The sequence below is a fragment of the Streptomyces sp. 4N124 genome (assembly GCF_052245395.1).
Classification (GTDB): Bacteria; Actinomycetota; Actinomycetes; order Streptomycetales; family Streptomycetaceae; genus Streptomyces.
This window is the reverse complement of record NZ_JBQQBS010000017.1, coordinates 47,089-65,150: the sequence shown is the minus strand read 5'-3', so window position 1 is coordinate 65,150 and position 18,062 is coordinate 47,089. Positions and strand designations below refer to the sequence as shown.

Sequence of the window (18,062 nt, the reverse complement as noted above, 5' to 3'; positions counted from 1 at the left end):
TTGGCTTGCTCATTCTCACGTGAGGGGCCCTTACACCGGTCCACCGGGCCGATGACCAGCGACCAGCACGCGGTTTGCGTCACCGCAGTGCGGTCAGGGCTGTCGTGATCGTCTTCGGTGACCTTGTCAGGACCATTCACTGAAGAAGCGAAGGCTACGAACCGTGCGTACGTACAGCCCCAAGCCCGGCGATGTCACGCGCCAGTGGCACGTCATCGACGCCCAGGACGTCGTCCTGGGTCGTCTGGCCTCCACTGCGGCGTCCATCCTGCGCGGCAAGCACAAGCCGATCTACGCGCCCCACGTCGACACCGGTGACTTTGTCATCATCATCAACGCCGACAAGGTGCACCTGTCCGGCAACAAGCGGACCCAGAAGATGGCGTACCGCCACTCCGGCTACCCGGGTGGTCTGCGCTCCGTCCGTTACGACGAGCTGCTCGACAAGAACCCCGAGAAGGCCATCGAGAAGGCCGTCAAGGGCATGCTCCCCAAGAACACTCTGGGCCGTCAGATGCTCTCGAAGCTGAAGGTCTACAAGGGTGACCAGCACCCGCACGGCGCGCAGCAGCCGCAGCCGTACGAGATCACCCAGGTCGCGCAGTAAGTCCGGCCACCCCCTAAGACTGAAGAGAATCTGAGGAGAATCGTGGCCGAGACCACCGTCGAGACGCCCGTCGAGGGCGAAGAGATCGTCGACATCGAGAGCTACACCACCGAGTCCGAGGTCCCCGTCGAGGGCGAGTACACCTCGGAGTCGCTGGCGTCCCGCTTCGGCGACCCCCAGCCGGCCGCCGGCCTGGGCCGCCGCAAGAACGCCATCGCCCGCGTCCGGATCGTCCCGGGCACCGGCAAGTGGAAGATCAACGGTCGCACCCTCGAGGACTACTTCCCGAACAAGGTGCACCAGCAGGAAGTCAACGAGCCGTTCAAGGTCCTCGAGCTCGAGGGTCGCTACGACGTCATCGCCCGCATCGCGGGTGGCGGCGTCTCCGGCCAGGCCGGCGCCCTGCGCCTCGGTGTGGCCCGCGCGCTGAACGAGGCCGACGTGGACAACAACCGCGGCGCCCTCAAGAAGGCCGGCTTCCTCCGCCGCGACGACCGTGCGGTCGAGCGCAAGAAGGCCGGTCTGAAGAAGGCCCGTAAGGCTCCGCAGTACAGCAAGCGCTAATCACGACGGCGTCTGTTCGTACCCCGAACGCCCCGGCGGCACGCCACAGTGCCGTCGGGGCGTTCGTTTATCACAGCCAGAGGCGTATAACGGCACAAGACGCTCAAAGGCTGGCGTGATCGGATGCTTTCCAAACAGAGCTTTCATCAGATTCTTAGAGGGCTTCGAGGATCTTCGAGATTCGAGCCCCTTCCGGGAACTGTGAACGTATGGAGGACAAGTGGGACGACTCTTCGGCACGGACGGCGTGCGCGGTGTCGCCAACGCGGATCTGACGGCCGAGTTGGCACTCGGCCTCTCCGTCGCCGCGGCGCACGTACTGGCCGAGGCGGGCACGTTCGCGGGGCACCGGCCGACCGCCGTGGTCGGCCGTGACCCGCGCGCGTCCGGGGAGTTCCTGGAGGCCGCCGTGGTCGCGGGCCTGGCCAGCGCGGGTGTGGACGTCCTGCGCGTCGGTGTGCTGCCGACGCCCGCGGTCGCCCATCTCACCGGCGCGCTCGGCGCGGACCTCGGCGTGATGCTCTCCGCCAGCCACAACGCCATGCCCGACAACGGCATCAAGTTCTTCGCCCGCGGCGGCCACAAGCTCGCCGACGAGCTGGAGGACCGTATCGAGTCGGTCTACGAGGAGCACCGGACGGGGGCTCCGTGGAACCGGCCCACGGGTTCGGGTGTCGGGCGGGTGCGGACGTATGACGAAGGGTTCGAGCAGTACGTCGCCCATCTCCTCTCCGTACTCCCGAACCGTCTCGACGGGCTGAAGATCGTCCTCGACGAGGCGCACGGCGCCGCGGCTCGGGTCTCGCCGGAGGTGTTCTCGCGGGCCGGCGCGGAGGTCATCACGATCGGTGCCGAGCCGGACGGGCTCAACATCAACGACGGTTGCGGCTCCACGCATCTGGGCCTGCTGAAGGCCGCCGTCGTCGAGCACGGCGCGCATCTCGGTATCGCGCACGACGGTGACGCCGACCGCTGTCTCGCCGTCGACCACACCGGTGCGGAGGTGGACGGCGACCAGATCCTGGCCGTACTCGCGCTGGCGATGCGAGAACGCTCCGCGCTGCGTGCCGAGACGGTGGTGGCGACGGTGATGTCCAACCTCGGCTTCAAACTGGCCATGGAGCGTGAGGGGTTGACGCTCATTCAGACTGCCGTCGGTGACCGGTATGTGCTGGAGGAGATGAAGGAGCACGACTACGCCCTCGGTGGCGAGCAGTCCGGGCACGTCATCATCCTCGATCACGCGACGACCGGTGACGGGACGTTGACCGGGCTGTTGTTGGCGGCGCGGGTCGCGGAGAGCGGTCGTACGCTGCGGGATCTTGCTTCTGTCATGGAGCGGTTGCCTCAGGTGCTCATCAATGTGCCGGATGTCGACAGGGCCCGTGTCGGGAACTCGGCCGAGCTTGCTGTTGCCGTTGCTGAGGCGGAGCGGGAACTGGGGGCGACTGGGCGGGTGTTGCTTCGGCCGTCCGGTACCGAGCCGTTGGTTCGGGTGATGGTGGAGGCGGCGGATATTGAGCAGGCTCGGTCTGTGGCCGGGCGGCTGGCCGATGCGGTGAAGTCGGCGCTCGGGTAGTACGGCTGCTCCGTCAGAACGGCTTTCCTGCTTTGGCGGTACGTTCGCGCTGCCTGGCCCAGAGCCACTTCTGGGCCAGGAGCGTGAGCGTGCCGGCGAGGATGATGCCGAGCAGGTTCAGGAGGAGTTGTTCGGTGGAGCCCCAGGTCTGCTTGGTGTCGCCGTAGCTCAGGGCGACGGCCGCGTTGGCTGCCGCGGGGACTGTGGTCACGGAGATGGCTACGCCTACCAGGGCGCCCGACTTGGATGAGGTGAGGGACAGGGTGCCTGCCATGCCGGCGAGGACCGCCACGACGAACGAGAACCAGTCGGGGGCGTAGACGAAGCCGGTGTTGGGCCTGTCATCGTGCAGCTTCTCCTCCGTGAACAGGCCCACCGAGTCCATGAAGACGCTGAAGCCGACCGTCACCGCCATCGCCACCGCGAAGCCGACCAGAAGCGCGATCAGTGAGCGCAGCGCGAGGCGCGGATGGCGCTGGACGATCGCCGTGGAGAAGCCGGCCAGTGGGCCGAACTCCGGGCCGACCGCCATCGCGCCCACGATCAGGATGGCGTTGTCGAGGACGACACCGCAGGCCGCGATCATCGTGGCGAGCGTGATGAAGGCGACGTAGGTGATCGACAGCGTCGACTCCTCGTGCGTCGCGTCCGCCAGGTGCTCCCACAGGACCGCGTCCGCGCCCTCGCCGGGTGCCTCCTCCTCGGCCTTCTCGGCGCGCTTGGAGAGTGACAGGTCGATGTTCTCGACGGCGATCGACCCCGTCTTGTCCAGGTTCAACTCCCGCAGCGCGCCGATGAGTTCGTCACCCGCCTCGCGCGCCACGTCGCACATCACCACGTCCCCCGCGGGGTTGCGGGCGGCGCCCGGCAGCACCACGAGGTGGGTGGTGCCGACCGTCTTCTCGATCAGGCGGACCACGTCGTCGGTCTTGCCGGACGGTGTGATCAGGCGGAGGTGCAGCATGGGGGCAGGGTAGCGGTCACAGTTTGCGCAGACTGAGCCGCTGCACCTTGTGGTCCGGGCCCTTGCGGATGATCAGGGTGGCACGGCCCCGGGTGGGGGCCACGTTCTCGATGAGGTTCGGCCTGTTGATCGTGCGCCAGGTGGTACGGGCGTAGTCGAGGGCCTCCTCCTCGGAGACCTGGGTGTACTTGCGGAAGTACGAGGACGGGTTCTGGAAGGCGGTGTCGCGGAGTTTGCGGAACCGGTTCAGGTACCAGCGCTCGATGTCCTCGGGGCGGGCGTCGACGTACACGCTGAAGTCGAAGTAGTCGGCGAGGCCGACGCGGGTGCGGCCGTCCTTGCCGGGGAGGGCGGGCTGAAGGACGTTCAGGCCCTCGACGATCAGGATGTCCGGGCGGCGGACAGTGAGCTTCTGGCCCGGGACGATGTCGTAGATGAGGTGGGAGTAGACGGGGGCCGTGACCTCGTCCTTGCCCGCCTTGATGTCGGCGACGAAACGGGTGAGCGCGCGGCGGTCGTACGACTCGGGGAAACCCTTCCGCGACATCAGGCCGCGGGCCTGCAACTCCTTGGTGGGCAGCAGGAATCCGTCGGTGGTGACCAGCTCCACGCGCGGGTGCTCGGGCCAGCGGGAGAGCAGGGCCTGGAGGAGGCGGGCGACCGTGGACTTTCCTACGGCCACGGAGCCGGCGACGCCTATGACGAACGGGGTGCCGGACTGGGAGCCCTTCTCGCCGGTGTCACCGAGGAAGGTGTTCAGGGCGCCGCGGAGGCCGTCGGTGGCGCCGATGTAGAGGTTGAGGAGCCGGGACAGCGGGAGGTAGATGTCCCGCACCTCGTCGAGGTCGATGACATCGCCGAGGCCGCGCAGCTTCTCGACCTCCTCGGCGGTGAGGGGGAGCGGCGTCTTGTCACGCAGCGCGCTCCACTCCGTGCGGGTGAGGTCGACGTAGGGAGTCGCCTCCGGCCTGTGCCGGTGGGCGCTCCGGGGCATCGGGGAGACCGGAGAGATCACAGTCCATTGTTACGGGAGTACGAACAGTCGGCGGGGTGGGGTCCGTCACGCGGCCCGCTTTCGGGGCGAACCCGGGCAAGACGGGGAATGTCAGTGGTGTGCGTCACAGTTGTGGGAAGGGTGGGCCCAGGCCGGGGTCCATGAACGTCGACGGGTGACGAACGTCGAGGGGTGACCCATGACCTATGCGATTGAGGCGGAAGGCCTGGTCAAACGGTTCAAGGAGACCGAGGCGCTGGCCGGGGTCGACCTGGGGGCCCGTAAGGGCTCGGTGCTCGGGCTGCTCGGTCCCAACGGTGCGGGGAAGACGACCGCCGTGCGGATCTTCGCGACCCTGCTGCGCCCGGATGCCGGCCGGGCTCATGTGGCCGGTCATGACGTGGTCCGGGACGCCGGGGTCGTCCGCGCCCTCGTCGGGCTGACCGGGCAGTACGCCGCGGTGGACGAGAACCTGACCGGCACGGAGAACCTGCTGCTCATCGGCCGGCTGCTCGGTCTGCCGCGGCGGGAGGCCAAGGCGAGGGCGGGTGAGCTGCTGGAGCGCTTTCAGCTGACGGACGCGGCCGGACGGGCCGTGAAGACCTTCTCCGGCGGCATGCGCAGGCGCCTGGACCTCGCGGCCAGCCTGGTGGGCCGGCCCAGCATCCTCTTCCTCGACGAGCCGACCACCGGCCTGGACCCGCACAGCCGCGGTGAGCTCTGGGACCTGCTGCGGGGCCTGGTCGCGGACGGCGCGACCGCCCTGCTGACCACGCAGTATCTCAACGAGGCCGATGTGCTCGCCGACGACATCGTGGTGATCGACAAGGGCCGGGTGATCGCCGAGGGCACCCCGGACCAGCTGAAGTCGCAGGTCGGCGGGCAGGTGCTGCAACTGCGGCCGGTGCTGGCGCAGGATCTTGCGCGGGCGCATCGGCTGGTCGCCCAGGCGGCCGGGCCGCAGACCCAGATCGAGGGGGAGACGATCACCGCCCCGGTGAACGACCCCCAGCTCATGCCGGCCGTGGTGCGCACGCTCGACCGCGAGGGGATCGCGGTGGGCGAGCTGGCGCTGCGCCGTTCCTCGCTGGACGAGGTGTTCCTCGCCCTGACCGGCCACCGTGCCGAGCCGGGCGAGCCGGAGAACGACGGCGGTACGGCCGTACGAGACTCTGCCGTACGCGACTCTGAGGCTGAGCCGGAGAAGGCGGTGAGCCGGTCATGACCGCGACCACTGCCACAGCCCCGATCACGGCATCGGGACGTGTGCGGCCCCTGGCCGGCCTCCAGCAGACCTTCACGATGGCCTGGCGCAGCCTGGTCGCCGTCAAGCACAATCCGCTCGAACTGGTCGACTACAGCATCACGCCGATCATGTTCGTGTTCCTCTTCACCTATGTGCTGGGCGGGCAGATGGCCGGATCGCCCGAGGCGTATCTGAAGTACGCGCTGCCCGGGATCATCGTGCAGAACACCCTGTTCATGACGATGTACACGGCGATGGCGCTCAACACGGACCTCACGAAGGGCGTCTTCGACCGTCTGCGCAGCCTGCCGATAGCCCGCTCCGCCCCGCTCATCGGGCGCATCACCGCGGACCTCGCCAAGCACGTCTGGGCGATGCTGCTCATGATCGGCCTCGGCCTGCTGCTCGGCTTCCGGGTCACCGGCGGCTTCGACGGGTTCCTGCTCGGCATCCTGCTGCTGGTCGTCTTCGCCGCGGCCGTCTCCTGGAGCGCGGTGCTGATCGGCATGCTGGCCGGCGACGCGGAGAAGGTACAGGCCTTCGCCTTCACCCTCATCTTCCCCATCACCTTCACCAGCAGCGCCTTCGTCGTCGTCGACACCATGCCCGGCTGGCTCCAGGCCTTCAGCGACGTCAACCCGGTGACCCATCTGTCCGACGCGTTCCGCGGGTTGCTGCTGGGTGGGGCGGTGGCGGAGCCGGTGATGTGGTCGCTGGTGTGGGCTGCGGGGATCGCGCTGGTGTTTTATCCGTTGGCTATGCGGGCTTATCGGGCGAAGACGTGAGGGGAGCCTCAGCGGGACAGGCGCATTGCACCATCCCTCAATTTGAAGCAGGCCCCGCCGAGGGCGCGACAACTTGGCTTCGGCGGGGCCTGTACATGGATGGATCAGGGCTGGAGGCCTTCACGTGGACCATGCTCCCGTCGGTCATGCATGATCTGGCTCAGAGCGGATCGTCACTCGAATTCCTTGGCTCGGTTCTTCCAATACCGCTGTGACCACTTCCGGAACTCGTTGCGGTCGATTCCAGTGGGGGATCTTTGTCCCCGATTTCGGTCCGCAGACGGTCGGTCATCGACCAGCCGCGGCCTCTGCCCTGATGCCGGCCAGCAGCAGCCGCAGCCCGAATTGGAACTGCTCGGCTGACCCGACGACAAATAGTTCCTCGCCCGGAGCGGCGGATCCGGGCAGCTCGTTCACCATGTCGCGTACCTGCTCCCAGCGCCGGTCCCGCGCTCCCGCCTGGACCGCCATGGCCAGCGACGAGGCCAGGTAGGCAATGAGTGTCTGGAAGCTTCGTACCGCCGTGGCCGGCGGCAGCCCGGCCGCCCCGAGCGCACCCAGCATGCCCACGGCGATCCGCCGCCCGTTCTCTCCCATGGGCGGACGTGCGGCCAGATGCGCGGTAATCCCGGGATGCCTCAGCGCGGCATTGCGGATGGCGTCCGCGGTCACTGAGATGCGCTCATCCCAGGGCATCCGGAGGTCGGCGTCCCTCACTTCGGCGACGGCGTGGTCGGCAACGGCGTCGAGTAGGGCCTCACGGTTCGCGAAGTGCCGGTAGAGCGCCATGGGGTCGCATCCCAGCTCCGCTGCGATCCGGCGCATCGTCATCGCCTCCGCACCGCCGCGATCGCCCACCTCCAGGGCTTTACGGACGATCAGTTCGGGGGTGAGGAAGCGAGTTTTGGTCATGCCTGCAGTCTCGCACCTTGTCTACGCCGTAGACATCTCGCCTCCGCCTTGTCTACGCTGTAGACAAGGCGGAGGTCGCCGTGGCGGTGAGCGCCGCCGAACCGAAGGAGGCGGAAAATGCCCACCACCCTTACTGTCGGCCGATGCGTGGCCGTCCTCATCAGCCTGGGAACGTTCGTCAATCTGCTCGTGAGCGATGTGGAGAGCGCCTTCGTCGCCCCCGACGCGCTGGTGTGCGCCGCACTGGTCGCCGCTGCGGGACTGCCGGCGGAGCGCGCGGTGCCGGTGCTCGCATCCGCATTCGGACTGGCGTCCGGCGTGTTCACGGTGGCCGTATTCTCCAATTTCGTCCGGGACGAGGTGGGAGTCGCGGTCCTCGTACCCGCACTGATCAGCATGGTCATGACCGTGATGTTCTCCTGGCGCATCGGCCTGCCGGCCCAGAGCCAAGCCCTCACCCAACGAACCGCCACTCACTCCCACTCGTGAGCGCGCAAGTCGCCGCCACCACCCGGTCACCTGGCCAGGCGTGCAACCTGGACAGTCCGGAGCCTCCACCGACCCCGGAGCGGTTCAGGGCGTCGTGAGAATGCCCAAAACACCAACAAGTTGCCTACTGTTCGGCGGACTGCTGCTGGGCGGGGCGGTGGCGGAGCCAGTGCTGTGGTCGCCGCCGAGGGCAGCCGGGGCATTGTCCTGAAGACCCGCCGTTGTGAGGATCCTGCCCCGACCTCCTTGGCGGTGAGAGGGGCGGCGTCTTGTCGCGCAGCGCGCTTCACTCCGTGCGGGTGAGGTCGACGTAGGTCTGCTGGCGTTCAGGGGTCCGCACGATCGGCGTGCGGACCCCTGTCCGTTGTCGGTCCCGCGGAGCGGGTCAACTCAGATTCTGCTGGCACTCCTTGAGCGCGAACTCTCCGAAACTGTCCGCGATCTTCTCCATCAGCCCGCCGTCCAGGACCCCTGGGTTCCAGGCGAAGACGGGATACTCGCCGTCGTCGTCGGGCTGGGAGGTGTCGAGCACGGCGAACAACCACACGTCGTCGAGCAGGACCACCATCAGTTCCGGCGGCATGCCGACGGTGGCCCGGGCGTCGAGGGTCTCGACCACGGAACCCAGGAGCACATCCCCGGCGCGTTCGGTCTGGTAGACACCGAGGAACTCTGTGGGCGGCACATCCCAAGTGCCGAACTCCTCGATCAGGAGCCGGTACGACGGCGGGAACGTCAGGCTCATCTCCCGCTCGGCACGGGCGATGATGTCGGGGGAACAGCCCTGGTGGTGCCTTGCCCTGTCCTCGTTGGCGCGAACCAAGTCGATGACCTGTCGGCTCGCTTCGATGCCCGTCATCCGCCGAAGTCCTTCGCTCGGTTGGCCCAGTACCGCTCCCGCCACTTGTTGAAGCTTGGGCGGTCGATCCCGCTGGGGATCTTCGTCCCAGACTTCCAGTGGATGACTTTACTGTTCGCCGAGTGGAACGATCCGGTTACCTCGGCGATCGGGCCTTCCTGGGTCTGCAGCATGTGGTGAAGCTGCATCTGCTTGTCGTCCGGACCGTACGGGGGCCTGCCGTTCTGCATCAACTCCAAATTGCTGAGGCCCTCCTTCTGCTTGGGCGACGTGTAATTGGGGTCGATCAGGTCATCCCGCTGGTACACACGCTGGTTCTCGAAATCGCTCAGTTTCCAGAACTTGCAGGGCAGTCCGTTCGATGCCGCTGCGGCCAGCGCTCTGACGAGCTGGGTGACGCGGCCCACGGCCTGGCAGGCCGCTGCGACGTCGTCCTCGTACGCGGCCAACGTGCGCCCGATGTTGGCGGCGGCTCCGGGGTCCATGTCGAGCGCCCGCAGCGCCTTGTAGGCGTCACCGACTCCGATCCCAGTACGCAGTGAGGCGTCAAGGGCGCGAATGCTCTTGACCACGGCCTCGGTGATCTTGCCGCCGAAGACGAAGGCCGCGACATCGAAGGCTGCCCAGCCGCAGCCGCCCAAGCTTCCGCTCGCGCCGCCCGGGGCCACCTTTTCGGCGCACTCGATCCAATGCCCGACGAGGATGTCGACCGGGTCGACGCCCTCGTTGAACTCGGTCATCGAGATGGTCTTCGTGACCTTCTGCTTCTGGGGCTTGACCGGCTGCGTTCCGAGGAACAGCGTCTCCCACTCAGGGCATCCGGCCTGGGTGGCCGGCAGGTCGAGGGCCGTGCAGAGGTAGACGTCGATCTCGACCTTGTAGGTGATGGTGGCCGTGACCGTGCAGTTCCCGAAGTGGACGATGACGTTGCAGTTGTCCTTCTTGACGTCCTCCGGTTCACCGACAGTCTCGATGCGGTCGACGTAGAAGACGTTGCCGATATTGCCGACCGACGACCCCTTCTGAATGCTGCTGTTTTTGTCCGCCGTCTCCGTGCGTGCGGCCGCTTCCTGAGCCTCCTTGGCGTACTTGTCGGCGTCCTTCGCGGCCTCTTCGGCCTCCGTCGCCGCGGTGTCGGCCCGGTCTGCTGCCGCGCGGGCGTCCTTGGCGGCCTCCTCGGCCAATGAGGCGGCCGTGCGGGCGGCTTCGGCGTCGAGGGCTGCCTGGTCGGCGGAGTCGCGGGCCGCCTTGGCGTGGCTTTCGGCGCGGCCTGCCGCCTTGTCGGCGGCTGCGGCGTCCTCGGTGGCCTGGCGGTCGTACTCGATGGTGCGGGCCAGTGACGCGGTGGCCTTGGACGCGGCCGTGGCGGCGTCGGCGGCGTAGCCGAGGGCCTCCTTCGCGTAACCGCGGGCATCCGAGGCGTGCTTGGCGGCGTTCGCGGCGTGCTGGTGGGCGGCCTTCGCGTCGCCCTGCGCCTGGTCGGCGATCGCCTTGGCTGCGGCGGCCTCCTCCTGGGCATTCTTGGCGTGGGCCTCGGCGACGGCCTTCTGCTGCTCGGCGATCGTCTTCGACGCCTGTCCGCTCAGCACCACCAGGCCTGCGGCCGAATCGGTGGTGACGTACGGGGAGCCGAGCTGGATGGCGTCGTTGGCCGGCTTGGCGACTTGCGCGGCTGCCTTCCCGGCGTTCACCGCTGCCTGGGCGGTGACATGGGCGAAGCCCGCGGCCTTCGCCGAGGCGAGTACGGCCTTGGCGGCTTCCTTGCTCGCCTCGTCCGCATGGGACTTGGCGGTCTTGGCCTTCGCCTTCGCCTCGTCCGCCAGCTTGACCGCCGCTCGCGCTTCCGACGCAGCGTGCTGCGCGGCCTTGATCGCGTCCGCTGCGGCGCTCGTCGCGGTCTTCACCGCGGCATCGGCCTTCAACTTCGCGGCCTGCGCGCCGTCCGCTGCGGCTCGGGCCCGCTTGGCGGCTGCCTCGGCGCGGGTGGCAGCCGCGTCCGCCTCTTCGGCCGCCTTGGTCGCTGCGTTCGCCTCCGAACGGGCCCTGGTCGCGGCGGCTTCGGCGTCGTCCGCGTGTTTGTCGGCGTCATTGGCGGCGGCCCGGGCGGCGTCGGCTGCCTCACCGGCGTCCAGAGAGTCGGCGTAGGCGGCCTTCGCGTCGGCCTTGGCGCGGACGGCGGCGGCCTTCTGCTCGGCGTCCCATGCGTCGTCCCGCATGGCCTTGGCGTGGTCGCGGGCCTTGATGGCGGCGTTCTTCTTCTCGACAGCCGTGGCCTCGGATCCTTCGGCCTTGTCCTTGGCGTTCTTCGCGTTCGTCGCCTCGGTCTCGGCGTTCTTCTTGTGCTGCGCGGCCTCGGCCTGCTTGGCGGCGGCCTTCTCCTTCTCCGCCTTGGCCGTCTTCTCCTCGGCCTCGGCAGCCAGGCGCTTGGCGTGGGCGTCGGTGGCGGCTGCCTTGGCCTCGCCCTCGGCCTTCAGGGCCACAGAGAGCTTGGCTTCTGCGCTCTCCTTGTCCTTCTTGGCGTTGTCGCGGTGCACCTTCGCGGCGTCGGCCGCGGCCTTGGCCTGCAACTCGGCTGTCTCCGCAGCCTTCTTGCGGAACTCCGCCTTCACCTGGGCGGCCTGCGCGAGCGCACGCTGAGCAATGGTCTGGCTGTCACCGCCGGATGCGCGGGTGGCGGCCTCGGCGGTCTCGCCCGCCTTCACCATCGCCTCGAGCGCGGCGACCGCTCCCTTGGTGACCTGAGCCTTCTGCTGACCGACCAGCAGGCCACGGCCTCGGGGCGCACCATTGCCGTCGGCGATGGCGGAGGCGGCCTGCTCGGCGCTGTCGCTGGTGGCCGCGGCCTGCCTAGCGGCGGCGAGCTGCGTCTTGAGCACGGTCAACTGCTTCGCCGCGCCTGCCTGGCTGGCTGCGATGCCGGCCTTGGCCTTGTCGAACTGTGCCTTCGGCGGAACGGTGCCGTTGTGGCCGGTCGGCTCGACGTCGAACTGCTGCGGACCGGTGCCGTTGCACGTCCACAGCCACGAGTTGTGGCCGTTGGCGTATTCGTGCAGGTCGAGGCACTTGTCGGTGCCGACGTTACGCAGGCTGGTCGTGGCCCGGAGGTTGAACTCCCACGTCTGCGCCGGGCTGCTGTTGCACGTCCAGATCTGGATCTTCGTGCCGTTGGCCGAGTCGCTGTTCGACACGTCCATGCACTTCAGCGAGTTGACGTTCTGAAGGTGCAGGCCCTTGTCGTCGCCGTAGACCTTCCACTTCTGCGCCGCCGAGCCGTTGCACGTGTACAGCTGGACAGGAGTACCGCTGTCCTTCTTCCCCCCTTCGACATCCAGGCACTTGCCCTGAGCGGCATGGACCTCGATCACTGCCGGGGCATCGCCGACCCAGCCCGGCCCACCCGGAGACCAGTAGTCCTGCCAGCGCGCGAGATGGTCGGCCGTCCAGGACTGTCCCAGCAACTCACCCAGCGTCTTCGAGCCTGCGGCGAGAGCCTTGGTGGCGTCCTCGTTGGCGTCCAGGATCTGGTTGCGCTGCGTTGCCTGGGAGGTGATCTCCTGCTGCCACTCCGCCGACGCGGCGGCGACCTCCTTGCCGAGGACCTTGCTCGGGTCGATCGGCGTGCGCCAGGCACACGCCGCAAACCGGGACTTCAGATCCTCGACCGCGATCCGGTGTTCGACGGTGCCCGGCTCGGGCGCGGTGCGCGGGAAACCACCGGAGGAAAGGAAGAGGCGCGCATTGTCCGCGCCCATGGGCTCAAACGCCCCGTCGGTCAGCTTCTCCCAGGCCTGGTGTTCCGCGTACGCCTGCTGCCACTCGGGGGTAGGCAGCGACGAGTCGGGGGACTGGCCGTAGAGCGGGGTGCCAAGGTCGGTGACAGCCTTGACCGTCTTGTCGTCAGCCTTCGCCGTCGGATCCTTGTAGAAGTCGCTCTCTTCCTTCCAGAACCGAGCCGAGATCCACTTCGTCAAGCCGGTCTGGGCGTAGAAGTCCTCCTTCCCGTCACCGGGCGAGCCGGGCGGCCAGTGGAAGTCGGTTTCGGTGAATCCGGCCGGAGTCGTCAGCCCTTCCAGCGGCTTCTGCCATGCGTCGACGCGGGCTGTAAGCGCCGACTGTTCCTTGTCAGCGGCGGCCTTGTCCTGGTCGAACGCCTTGGACAATGGGGTGTCGTTCCAGTACTCGCGGTTGGCCGCGGTGCGCAGCTTGTCGGGAGTCTGGCCGAGGGCGTCCTGAGCGGTAGCGGCCATGGATGAGCCGCCCACGCGCAGCGCGTCGGCCATCAGGCACTGGTCCTGGCGGAGTTGTTCGGCCGCCGTGGCGTCGAAGCCGTCGTAGCCGTCCGCCACGGGGCTGCTGCCGTCCGCCGCGTTCCGGTCGGGCGGGACGGACTGGACGGCCAGGCCGCTCAGCAGGGCTACGGCCACGGCGGACGACACGATGGGGGTCAGGAACCGGGTGGTCTTTCGCGGTTTGGGTATGCGGAGTCCTGGTCTGGGTCTGAGGCGCAAGAGGGCATCCCTTCTTCGTCATGAGGGCGGGCGAGGCCCGAAGAGGGGGGAACTGTGCGGCGCGGGTCAGAGGCAAAGCACAGTGCGGCTCCGGCCGGTCTGCGCGAATGACAGCCGATACGACGGCATGACGATGCGGTCCCTCCCCGTGTGGCGACGCTGTTCCCCCGGTCGCCGATTGGCGCGCACGATGGCGGGCTGGTCAGGTCCGCTGCGCGCGGCGATCACGATAGACACAGGGCATGGGCAGGTAACAGGGGGTAAACCCGATCACGGCCGGACCTGGCGCGAACTTGCACCGCCCCTGGCCGCACTCCGGGGCATGTAAATGCCGTGCGTAGCTTGCGAGTTATTTGTGATTGCTTTGTGAAGTGAGGTGAAGGCAAGGGCTGCCTGCAGTCCAGAACTGGCCGAATGTCGTCCATGTCTACGCTTCGGGCAGATGCCCGTCGGAGCGTTCGTACCGCGGTGGGAATTTCCGAAATCGGGCACGCGGTGACCGTTTCGGGCGCGAAATCGGTCGTAGGCTGCCGCGCATGTGCGGAATCGTGGGATACGTGGGGTCGCAGTCGGCGCTTGATGTGGTGATGGCCGGGCTGAAGCGGCTGGAGTACCGGGGATACGACTCGGCGGGTGTCGCCGTGCTCGCGGACGGTGGGATGGCCGCTGCGAAGAGGGCCGGGAAGCTGGTCAATCTGGAGAAGGAACTCGTTGAGCGGCCGTTGCCGACCGGTTCGACCGGGATCGGGCACACGCGGTGGGCCACGCATGGCGGGCCGACCGATGCGAATGCCCACCCGCATCTCGACAACGCGGGGCGTGTCTCCGTCGTGCACAACGGGATCATCGAGAACTTTGCGCTCCTGAGGGCCGAGTTGGAGGAGCGGGGGCATGACCTGGCCTCCGAGACCGACACCGAGGTCGTCGCCCATCTGCTCGCCGAGGAGTTCTCGTCCTGCGCCGATCTCGCGGAGGCGATGCGGCTGGTGTGCCGGCGGCTGGAGGGGGCGTTCACGCTGGTCGCCGTGCATGCCGATGAGCCTGATGTGGTGGTGGGGGCGCGGAGGAACTCGCCGCTCGTGGTGGGGGTCGGTGAGGGGGAGGCCTTTCTCGCCTCCGATGTCGCCGCGTTCATCGCTCACACCCGGTCCGCGATCGAGCTGGGGCAGGACCAGGTCGTCGAGCTGCGGCGGGACGGGGTGAGCGTGACCGGGTTCGACGGGCGGCCCGCCGAGGTGCGGTCGTATCACGTCGACTGGGACGCGTCCGCCGCGGAGAAGGGCGGCTACGACTACTTCATGCTCAAGGAGATCGCCGAGCAGCCGAAGGCCGTCGCCGACACGTTGCTGGGGCGCATCGATGCCGCCGGCTCGCTGACGCTGGACGAGGTCCGGATCGCTCCGCAGGTGCTGCGGGAAGTCGACAAGGTCGTCATCGTGGCCTGCGGTACGGCCTTTCACGCCGGGCTCATCGCCAAGTACGCCATCGAGCACTGGACGCGGATTCCCTGCGAGGTGGAGCTGGCGAGCGAGTTCCGGTACCGGGACCCGATTCTCGACCCGCAGTCGCTCGTCATCGCGATCTCGCAGTCCGGCGAGACCATGGACACGCTGATGGCCCTACGGCACGCCCGCGAGCAGGGTTCCAAAGTGCTGGCCATCTGCAACACGAACGGGTCGACCATCCCCCGTGAGTCCGACGCCGTCCTCTACACACATGCCGGGCCGGAGGTGGCCGTCGCCTCGACCAAGGCCTTTCTGACGCAGCTCGTGGCCTGCTACCTCGTCGCCCTCTATCTGGGGCAGGTGCGCGGGACCAAGTGGGGTGACGAGATCCGGGACGTGATCCGGGATCTGTCCGAGATCTCCGGTGCGGTCGATCGGGTGCTGGAGACCATGAAGCCCGTACGGGAGCTTGCGCGCAGCCTCGCCGAGAAGGACACCGTGCTGTTCCTGGGGCGGCATGTGGGGTATCCGGTCGCGCTGGAAGGGGCGTTGAAGCTCAAGGAGCTTGCCTACATGCATGCCGAGGGCTTTGCGGCGGGGGAGTTGAAGCACGGTCCGATCGCCCTGATCGAGGACGATCTGCCGGTGGTTGTTGTGGTGCCTTCGCCTCGGGGGCGGTCCGTCCTCCACGACAAGATCGTGTCCAACATCCAGGAGATCCGGGCTCGGGGGGCGCGGACCATCGTCATCGCGGAGGAGGGGGACGAGGCGGTGGTGCCGTATGCGGATCACTTGATTCGGATTCCGGCTACGCCGACGTTGCTGCAGCCGCTTGTGGCTACGGTGCCGCTTCAGGTGTTCGCGTGTGAGTTGGCCACCGCCCGAGGGAACGAGGTGGATCAGCCTCGGAACCTGGCGAAGTCGGTGACGGTGGAGTAGTCGCGCTTCAGGTTGTCGAGGAAGGCCGCGAAGGCTCCGGTCGGGAAGGTGAGGGTTGCCCTGGCCGGGGTCTTTGAGTCGCGGATGGCTATGTGGGTGGGGGAGTTGGCGATCTCCACGCAATCGTCACCGTCCCCGCCGCCGGAGTAGGACGACTTCCGCCAGTTCTCGGAGGTGATCACGGGTTGCCTCACAGCTCTTTCACCAGCCTGCTGATGAAGTCACGTGAACGTTCCGGTTCGAGCGAAACGGTCCCCGTACCGGAGAGCGAGTCTGTGGTCGCCCGGAGCTCGTAGAGTGCCCGAATGAGCATCATCGGGGTCGGTATCGACGTGGCTGAGATCGACCGGTTCGCGGCTTCGCTCAAGCGGACGCCTGGGCTGGCTGAACGGCTGTTTCTGAAGAGTGAGTTGCTGTTGCCCAGTGGGGAGCGGCGCGGGGTTGCCTCTCTTGCCGCCCGCTTCGCCGCCAAGGAGGCGGTGGCCAAGGCGTTGGGGGCGCCGGCGGGGCTGTTGTGGACCGATGCCGAGGTTTTCGTCGAGGACAGTGGGCAGCCGCGGTTGCGGGTGACGGGGACGGTGGCGGCGCGGGCGGCGGAGTTGGGGGTGCGGTCCTGGCATGTGTCGCTGAGCCATGACGCGGGGGTGGCCTCGGCGGTTGTCGTGGCTGAGGCGTAGCGACCTGAAGAAGTGACCGTTTCGAGAGAGACTCGACTCCATGCGTACTGCGTACAGCGTGGAAACGGTCAGGGGCGCCGAGCGGGAACTGATGGCACGGCTGCCCGAGGGGGCGTTGATGCAGCGGGCCGCGGCCGGACTGGCCGTCGCCTGCGGGCAGTTGATGGGGCGGGTGTACGGCAGCCGGGTGGTGCTGCTGGTCGGCAGTGGGGACAACGGCGGCGACGCGCTGTACGCGGGGGCCCGGCTGGCCCGGCGTGGTGCGGGGGTCGCGGCGGTGCTGCTGTCGCCCGAGCGGGCGCACGCCGGGGGGCTCGCGGCGCTGCGCCGGGCGGGTGGCCGGGCCGTGCGCCCGGGTGACGCCGAGCAGTTGATCGCGGCGGCCGATCTCGTCGTCGACGGCATCGTCGGGATCGGTGGGAAGGGTGGGTTGCGGGCGGAGGCGGTTCCGTTGGCAACGGTGGTCGCGGATTCGCTTGCTGCCGTTGTCGCCGTCGATCTGCCCAGTGGCGTCGACGCCGACACCGGTGAGGTGCGGGGTGCGGCGATCCGCGCCGATCTGACCGTGACCTTCGGGACGCACAAGCCGGGGTTGCTGATCGATCCGGCGCGGGAGTACGCCGGGTCGGTGCGGCTCGTCGACATCGGGCTCGAACTGCCTGTCGAGGCCGAGTTGGAGGCTTTGCAGCACGCGGATGTGGCGGCGCTGCTGCCGGTGCCGGGCGGTGAGAGCGACAAGTACCGGCGGGGTGTCGTCGGGATCGCCGCCGGGTCCGCGCGGTATCCGGGGGCGGCGGTGCTGGCTGTGGCGGGGGCGTTGCGGGGTGGGGCCGGGGCCGTGCGGTACGTCGGGCCGGCCGCGGATGCCGTGATCTCGCGGTTCCCCGAGACGCTGGTGTCCGACAAGGGGCCCAAGCAGGCGGGGCGGGTGCAGGCGTGGGTCGTGGGGCCCGGGGCCGGGGACGATGCGTCCGCTGTGGGGGAGGTGTTGCGGGCGGATGTGCCGGTGCTGGTGGATGCGGACGGGTTGCGGCTTGCGGATCCGGATGTCGTACGTCGTCGTACCGCGCCGACGCTGATGACTCCGCATGCTGGGGAAGCCGCCGCGCTGTTGGGGGTTGCGCGGGAGGAGGTCGAGGGGGCTCGGCTGTTCTTCGCGCGGGAGTTGGCGGGGCGGTATGCGGCGACGGTGTTGCTGAAGGGGTCGACGACGTTGGTCGCGGATGCGGGGGGTGGGGCGGTGCGGGTGAATCCGACGGGGACGGCTTGGCTGGCGACCGCGGGGAGTGGGGACGTGTTGTCGGGGCTGGCGGGGTCTTTGCTGGCGGCGGGGCTTTCGGCTGTCGATGCGGGGAGTGTGGCGGCGTATCTGCATGGGTTGGCGGGGCGGTTTGCGGCGGATGGGGCGCCGGTGGGGGCGCATGACGTTGCCGAGGCGATTCCGGGGGCGTGGAGGGATGTACGGGGGTGAGGGGGCGGAGCGTGTGGCGGCGC

15 protein-coding genes are annotated in these 18,062 nt (G+C 68.3%); 9 read left to right on the top strand and 6 right to left on the bottom strand.

The genetic code is table 11. From position 1 onward, the window contains the following. The first annotated feature begins 163 nt into the window (after nucleotides 1-163). From rplM to glmM, 3 genes are all read left to right on the top strand, one after another. Nucleotides 164-607, top strand: coding sequence for a 50S ribosomal protein L13 (gene rplM, locus ACTWQO_RS19195; RefSeq protein WP_030046395.1), 444 nt, complete (start codon nucleotides 164-166; stop codon nucleotides 605-607). 42 nt (nucleotides 608-649) lie between these two features. Beyond that, nucleotides 650-1,171, top strand: coding sequence for a 30S ribosomal protein S9 (rpsI, locus tag ACTWQO_RS19190; protein WP_155058631.1), 522 nt, complete (start codon nucleotides 650-652; stop codon nucleotides 1,169-1,171). Between the two features lie 220 nt (nucleotides 1,172-1,391). Beyond that, nucleotides 1,392-2,750, top strand: a complete 1,359-nt coding sequence (gene glmM, locus ACTWQO_RS19185; protein ID WP_443238568.1) for a phosphoglucosamine mutase — start codon at nucleotides 1,392-1,394, stop codon at nucleotides 2,748-2,750. A 13-nt stretch (nucleotides 2,751-2,763) separates the two neighbouring features. Here glmM and ACTWQO_RS19180 read toward each other — a convergent pair whose 3' ends face one another. Next, nucleotides 2,764-3,714, bottom strand: coding sequence for a DUF389 domain-containing protein (locus tag ACTWQO_RS19180; protein ID WP_443238567.1), 951 nt, complete (start codon nucleotides 3,712-3,714; stop codon nucleotides 2,764-2,766). Nucleotides 3,715-3,730: 16 nt separating this feature from the next. Then, nucleotides 3,731-4,708: a type I pantothenate kinase gene (coaA, locus tag ACTWQO_RS19175; protein WP_443238566.1), complete on the bottom strand. Its 978-nt coding sequence runs from the start codon at nucleotides 4,706-4,708 to the stop codon at nucleotides 3,731-3,733. A gap of 199 nt (nucleotides 4,709-4,907) precedes the next feature. Here coaA and ACTWQO_RS19170 point away from each other — a divergent pair, with 199 nt between their 5' ends. Both ACTWQO_RS19170 and ACTWQO_RS19165 read left to right on the top strand, forming a co-directional pair. After that, nucleotides 4,908-5,933 (top strand): ATP-binding cassette domain-containing protein, encoded by a 1,026-nt coding sequence (locus ACTWQO_RS19170; RefSeq protein ID WP_443238565.1) that lies wholly within the window; start codon nucleotides 4,908-4,910, stop codon nucleotides 5,931-5,933. Next, nucleotides 5,930-6,739 (top strand): ABC transporter permease, encoded by an 810-nt coding sequence (locus ACTWQO_RS19165; protein ID WP_443238564.1) that lies wholly within the window; start codon nucleotides 5,930-5,932, stop codon nucleotides 6,737-6,739. The genes ACTWQO_RS19170 and ACTWQO_RS19165 overlap by 4 nt, the downstream gene beginning before the upstream one ends. A gap of 288 nt (nucleotides 6,740-7,027) precedes the next feature. On the opposite strand, the gene ACTWQO_RS19160 is transcribed toward ACTWQO_RS19165, so the two are convergent. Next, nucleotides 7,028-7,651 carry a TetR/AcrR family transcriptional regulator gene (locus tag ACTWQO_RS19160; protein WP_443238563.1) on the bottom strand — a complete coding sequence of 208 codons (624 nt, stop codon included), beginning with the start codon at nucleotides 7,649-7,651 and terminating at the stop codon, nucleotides 7,028-7,030. A 117-nt stretch (nucleotides 7,652-7,768) separates the two neighbouring features. On the opposite strand from ACTWQO_RS19160, the gene ACTWQO_RS19155 reads away from it, so the two are divergent. After that, nucleotides 7,769-8,140: a hypothetical protein gene (locus ACTWQO_RS19155; RefSeq protein ID WP_443238562.1), complete on the top strand. Its 372-nt coding sequence runs from the start codon at nucleotides 7,769-7,771 to the stop codon at nucleotides 8,138-8,140. Between the two features lie 385 nt (nucleotides 8,141-8,525). Here the strand turns inward: ACTWQO_RS19155 and ACTWQO_RS19150 are convergent, their stop codons facing one another. Together ACTWQO_RS19150 and ACTWQO_RS19145 are read right to left on the bottom strand one after the other, a co-directional pair. Further along, complete coding sequence (locus ACTWQO_RS19150; RefSeq protein ID WP_443238561.1) at nucleotides 8,526-8,999, bottom strand: SMI1/KNR4 family protein; 474 nt, start codon at nucleotides 8,997-8,999, stop codon at nucleotides 8,526-8,528. Beyond that, complete coding sequence (locus tag ACTWQO_RS19145) at nucleotides 8,996-13,279, bottom strand: ricin-type beta-trefoil lectin domain protein (RefSeq protein WP_443238629.1); 4,284 nt, start codon at nucleotides 13,277-13,279, stop codon at nucleotides 8,996-8,998. Before ACTWQO_RS19145 ends, ACTWQO_RS19150 begins: the two co-directional genes overlap by 4 nt. Before the next feature lie 764 nt (nucleotides 13,280-14,043). Between ACTWQO_RS19145 and glmS the strand changes: the two genes are divergently transcribed. Then, the gene (gene glmS, locus ACTWQO_RS19140; protein WP_443238560.1) at nucleotides 14,044-15,891 is read left to right on the top strand and encodes a glutamine--fructose-6-phosphate transaminase (isomerizing); all 1,848 of its coding nucleotides are present in this window, start codon (nucleotides 14,044-14,046) and stop codon (nucleotides 15,889-15,891) included. Here the strand turns inward: glmS and ACTWQO_RS19135 are convergent. After that, nucleotides 15,852-16,073, bottom strand: a complete 222-nt coding sequence (locus ACTWQO_RS19135; protein ID WP_443238559.1) for a DUF397 domain-containing protein — start codon at nucleotides 16,071-16,073, stop codon at nucleotides 15,852-15,854. The genes glmS and ACTWQO_RS19135 overlap by 40 nt on opposite strands. 123 nt (nucleotides 16,074-16,196) lie before the next feature. Here ACTWQO_RS19135 and ACTWQO_RS19130 point away from each other — a divergent pair, with 123 nt between their 5' ends. Beyond that, nucleotides 16,197-16,568: a holo-ACP synthase gene (locus tag ACTWQO_RS19130; protein WP_328438989.1), complete on the top strand. Its 372-nt coding sequence runs from the start codon at nucleotides 16,197-16,199 to the stop codon at nucleotides 16,566-16,568. Between the two features lie 40 nt (nucleotides 16,569-16,608). Then, nucleotides 16,609-18,039, top strand: a complete 1,431-nt coding sequence (locus tag ACTWQO_RS19125) for an NAD(P)H-hydrate dehydratase (RefSeq protein ID WP_443238558.1) — start codon at nucleotides 16,609-16,611, stop codon at nucleotides 18,037-18,039. Nucleotides 18,040-18,062: the final 23 nt, after the last annotated feature.

Excerpts from the sequence above, each read along its gene's own strand:
- ACTWQO_RS19180 (WP_443238567.1), bottom strand. The coding sequence starts at position 3,714 with ATGCTGCACCTCCGCCTGATCACACCGTCCGGCAAGACCGACGACGTG.
- coaA (WP_443238566.1), bottom strand. The coding sequence starts at position 4,708 with ATGCCCCGGAGCGCCCACCGGCACAGGCCGGAGGCGACTCCCTACGTC.
- ACTWQO_RS19170 (WP_443238565.1), top strand. The coding sequence starts at position 4,908 with ATGACCTATGCGATTGAGGCGGAAGGCCTGGTCAAACGGTTCAAGGAG.
- ACTWQO_RS19165 (WP_443238564.1), top strand. The coding sequence starts at position 5,930 with ATGACCGCGACCACTGCCACAGCCCCGATCACGGCATCGGGACGTGTG.
- ACTWQO_RS19160 (WP_443238563.1), bottom strand. The coding sequence starts at position 7,651 with ATGACCAAAACTCGCTTCCTCACCCCCGAACTGATCGTCCGTAAAGCC.
- ACTWQO_RS19155 (WP_443238562.1), top strand. The coding sequence starts at position 7,769 with ATGCCCACCACCCTTACTGTCGGCCGATGCGTGGCCGTCCTCATCAGC.
- ACTWQO_RS19150 (WP_443238561.1), bottom strand. The coding sequence starts at position 8,999 with ATGACGGGCATCGAAGCGAGCCGACAGGTCATCGACTTGGTTCGCGCC.
- ACTWQO_RS19145 (WP_443238629.1), bottom strand. The coding sequence starts at position 13,279 with ATGGCCGACGCGCTGCGCGTGGGCGGCTCATCCATGGCCGCTACCGCT.
- glmS (WP_443238560.1), top strand. The coding sequence starts at position 14,044 with ATGTGCGGAATCGTGGGATACGTGGGGTCGCAGTCGGCGCTTGATGTG.
- ACTWQO_RS19130 (WP_328438989.1), top strand. The coding sequence starts at position 16,197 with ATGAGCATCATCGGGGTCGGTATCGACGTGGCTGAGATCGACCGGTTC.
- ACTWQO_RS19125 (WP_443238558.1), top strand. The coding sequence starts at position 16,609 with ATGCGTACTGCGTACAGCGTGGAAACGGTCAGGGGCGCCGAGCGGGAA.